The sequence below is a fragment of the Methyloglobulus morosus KoM1 genome (assembly GCF_000496735.2).
Lineage (GTDB): Bacteria > Pseudomonadota > Gammaproteobacteria > Methylococcales > Methylomonadaceae > Methyloglobulus > Methyloglobulus morosus.
The window spans coordinates 1-3,791 of sequence record NZ_AYLO01000125.1 but is presented as its reverse complement, the minus strand read 5'-3'; the positions used below and the strand labels follow the sequence as shown (position 1 = coordinate 3,791).

Sequence of the window (3,791 nt, the reverse complement as noted above, 5' to 3'; positions counted from 1 at the left end):
GAGGAACCGCCGCCCATTTCGATCAACAGCAATCCAGATCCAGCAATAGTTTTTTTGGAACCTATGTAAGTGTGCATCTCGTCCATTTCAACCACCTCAACGCCGGCCGCCGAGCGGATGGCCCCGATGGACTCGCCGTGCGCCCTGATCCAGTTGTACACGGCAACGTGGCTGCATTTCAGGGACCGTCCAATGGAGCGGAAACCCAGGCCTTCAAGGTACAATTGCAGGGCTTCGCGCTTGGTCGCCGCGTCTATCCCGCGCTGCCGGACGGTGTGCCGGTATCCGCACGACTTGCACTTATGGCGCTGCTTGCCTTTCACTATGCCATCTTTGGTGCAATCTGTTGAACCACATTGGGGGCAATTCATGGCGCATCCTCTCTACTCTAAAAAACGCATATCATACCAGTATCTATACTTTATTAACAATGCCGAATATTTAACAGAAATTTTATGCCCACCCTCCGATTTTTCAGTATGGGCCCGTCGGGGTTGTGTTCATTGGTTTAGGGTTTGCCGTCCCTTTTCCACTTTCAGATGATTTATGGGGGACGAGCTTGCGTATGGCACCGCTCTTATTCCTGGGATCCGTGATGCCTATATTGCTTGCCGTGGCACCGGATTTGCCCAGTACGTACAACTCGCCACGGGCATCCTGGCCGATATCAAGCACACTCATCCCAAGTCTTGCTTTGCCGTCGATTCGGAATTCTTTCACCTGGTTCTGGTTGTCAAGGTAGAGCAAGCGTCCATCGCTGGTGGAGAAGTCAGTGGAATAGTTGCCAAAGACATAGAGGCCGCGCAGATTCTTGATCGCCTTGCCACGATAGACGAACCCGCCTACTATGGCGACCCCTTCTTTCTGTGGGCATGGGCCGACAAGATTGGCCGGGGGTATGCAATGGTCGTGCTCGGCTATTGGATCGACAAATCCCGATATTACGTCAGCGGTAACGAAACCATCTGCCGTCCCATTCTGGTCGAACGCGAATGTGCCTTCCTTGACGGGCCAACCATAGTTGCCGCCCCGTTCTACACTATCGATTTCCTCGACATCGTTTTGCCCGACATCAGCCACGTATAACTTGCCGGTACTTCCGTCGAAGGACATCTTATAAGGGTTACGGAAGCCATACGCCCATATTTCACCACGAGCGCCAGCCGTGTTGACGAACGGGTTGTCGCCGGGAATCCTGTAGCCTGGCAAACCCGACCCAGGCATCGGGTCGACCCTGAGAATCTTGCCGTTCAAGTTGGAAAGGTCCTGGGCGTTGCCGTTCGGAAGCGAATGTCCGGGGCCTTGGTCATCGGCATTGCCGCCGTCCCCAATTGAAATATAGAGCATACCGTCTGGCCCGAAACGCAGCTCACCGCCGTTGTGGTTGAATTGCGGGTGCGCCTCCCTGAGCACTTCCCGGCCACTGGACAGGTCAATTTTCGCCTTGTTGCTGCCCGGTTTTTTTACTTTCCACTCGGTGACCACATTGTCGTGGTCAGGTATGCCAGAGACGCTGCAATCGCCCGCGCTACCCGCGTGGGGTCGGGATTGGTAGGTATAGACCAAGCCATTTCTCCGGTAATTGGGGTGGAAGGCCAGCCCAAACAAGCCGCGCTCATCGTAGTTGATTCCAAAACATCCCAAGTTCAGCCCTAAACCGCCGAGGTTAGCGAACAAGCGTTTAGCGCCCCCTTGGTCATCGCTGACTTGGATTGACCAGATTTTACCGTTCTGTTCTGCCACAAAGAGGTGGTTCCTGTCATTAGGGGCGAAGGTTGCCGTCACCGGCGCGACAAAACCCTTTGCCACCGTCTTGAGGCCGATGGGTACAATACCCTTCGTGATTACAGTCGGGATCGGGTCTGGAACTCTCGGCCCCAACGCATAAGCGGAGAAGGATGCGGATAAAAGGCAAAAAGCCAATGTTGAATTAAGTTTATGTGTCATGATGGTCACCTTTTTAACAGTTAAGTCAAGGGCCAATTGCTGGTTAACCCTGTCACAGGGTTGCCAGCCTTTGGGTAAACTAATCCCTTATCTGTCGTCCCTGTCTTGGGCATCATCACTCAGGTGTTGATCGGAAACCGCCTCAATTTTGCCATATAAACCGTCGGTTTCATCATTGGGCCCTGCCGTAAAAAACAAGGCATTCGTCGCTTGATTCTTTAAGCCATTACCAAAGTTGAGACCCCATAAGCCGTCGATTTTTAACGGAGCGCCGTTGGGTTGAAGCAGCCTTGACCCGTTATGATGATGGTGCGTGATGCTATAGGCAATAACGCTGCCATCACCAAAATTGCCTACCAGCAACCGATTGCTGAACCGACCGAAATTGGCGGGCGCCATCGCTAAGCCCCATGGTGCATTCAATTTGCCGCCCGATGCGACACGTTGGAGCAGATGGCCGCTCGCGTCAAAAGCATTGACATAGCCCAGCCCAGGGCCATGCACATCATCATGGGCATCGGCTGGGTCATCTTGTTTGGCATAGGTCACAAAAACGACACCATTGATCGCCTGAATCCCAAATGGCGCGAAGCCGGGTTTAATTTTAGGGTCTTTGAATGCTGTCGAATCCAACGTCACTGGGTGAAACGCGTCATCAAAAACATCCACTCTAGCATGATGGAAATCGGTGGCATAGAGCAGGTAGCGGATGCCGTCTGTGTTTAGCGCTAAACCTTTATAAATAGCCCCGCTGGCCGAATTATTTACCATTTGAGTGGAAACAGTCGGAGGCGGCGACCCTTGCACGGGTGCCCAACCTGAAATCGTACCGCCTTCTGTTGCAAAAATAAATCGGCTTGGATTGTTACTAATAAGGAATTTTCCGTTGCCGCCAAAGAATACAATCCCTGTAGGTTTAGACGGCCCACCGGTAGTCGGGCCTGGAATAGTCACGATCAAGTCTTGCTTTTTACCGTCCCCGTCATACAGGGTGGCTTTACCGGTGCCGTTATCGTTTACCCAAACAAACCCATCGGGGTTAAAGGCAATTCCCCAAGCATTGACCAGATCCGCATCCGTTTGATCCGCCATGCCCGATATATTTGAGACTAGATTATGAACCGTGTAGCCCTGATGCTCCGCATACGACATTTGGGGAGTCGCCGAGAATAGTAGTGCTAGTATCAAAGACAGGCTGAGTTTCTTTAAGGTTTTATTTAACATATCAATCCTCCAAAAAAACACAGGAAATTATCCTGTCCCCAATTGATTCGGTTATTAGGCGCAAGTTCAAGCTTTTTTTAAAATAACTTAGATTAATTAATGGCTTATCGGAGATTGGTGTTTATGGTTCAATGTGATATCGAATCTTATTGTTAGTTTTCTTTTTACAATAAGGCTTACTTTGATTTTGGAATAGTTAAAAGTGATATTACCCCCTGTTTTTTGGTACGGTGGCAATATCCTAGTCTTACGGGTAATAATGCTATAGCACGAACAGCAGAATGAGCCTGGCTCCATTTAGGGTGAGATTGAAGAACAATGGACGGAATCAACTTGTTAAGAGTTGCTTGCAAAAATTATTTTTTAAGAATTATGAATAATTTAAGCACCTAAACTGTCTAAATTTTTGTATTTATATCGATAAAATCTAAAGTGCTTATTTGATAATATTTCTTTGGATTAAGATTTTTTTGAATCTCACAAGTTTGGTCTGGAGAGAACGATGAAAGTGAATTCGACGGCCTGCTTCGTTTTCGTGCTGCTATGGGCCATTTCCAGCAGCGCTGCTTGGGCTCGCGGTGGCGGGCATGGCGGTGGTGGGCACGGCGGCGGTGCACGTG

At 50.0% G+C, this 3,791-nt stretch carries 3 protein-coding genes; all 3 read right to left on the bottom strand.

All coding sequences use genetic code 11. The features are described 5' to 3' along the window. On the bottom strand, positions 1-371 hold a 371-nt coding region (locus tag MGMO_RS15660), incomplete at its 3' end, for a transposase-like zinc-binding domain-containing protein (RefSeq protein WP_036308371.1). A 103-nt stretch (positions 372-474) separates the two neighbouring features. After that, positions 475-1,947, bottom strand: coding sequence for a PQQ-dependent sugar dehydrogenase (locus MGMO_RS15655; protein ID WP_023496041.1), 1,473 nt, complete (start codon positions 1,945-1,947; stop codon positions 475-477). 87 nt (positions 1,948-2,034) lie between these two features. Then, positions 2,035-3,171, bottom strand: a complete 1,137-nt coding sequence (locus tag MGMO_RS15650; RefSeq protein WP_023496040.1) for a TIGR03118 family protein — start codon at positions 3,169-3,171, stop codon at positions 2,035-2,037. Positions 3,172-3,791: the final 620 nt, after the last annotated feature.